The sequence below is a fragment of the Streptomyces sp. SID14478 genome, from assembly GCF_010548525.1.
Taxonomy (GTDB): Bacteria; Actinomycetota; Actinomycetes; order Streptomycetales; family Streptomycetaceae; genus Streptomyces.
On sequence record NZ_JAAGMG010000942.1, the window covers coordinates 1 to 244 of the forward strand.

The window sequence follows — 244 nt, forward strand, 5'->3', positions numbered from 1 at the left end:
CTCCCGTTCGCCGACGGCACGTTCGACGCCGTCACCTCGGTCTGGCTGCTCCACCTCCTCGACGACGCGGCGCCCGTGATCGCCGAGGCCGCGCGCGTGCTGCGCCCCGGCGGCGTCTACCTCACGACGGTCGACAAGAGCGCCGCCCACCTGACGGGCAGCGACCTCTGTGCGCTCGTCGCCCCGTACCGCACGCGCCGCCCCGCCGACGCGGCCGCCCTCGTCACGTCGTACGCCGCGGATC

The 244-nt window shown here is 75.8% G+C and carries 1 protein-coding gene; it reads left to right on the top strand.

Annotated elements, in window-relative coordinates; genetic code table 11:
* A partial coding sequence (locus tag G3I40_RS30415; RefSeq protein WP_164305838.1) for a class I SAM-dependent methyltransferase occupies positions 1-244 on the top strand: 244 nt, incomplete at both ends.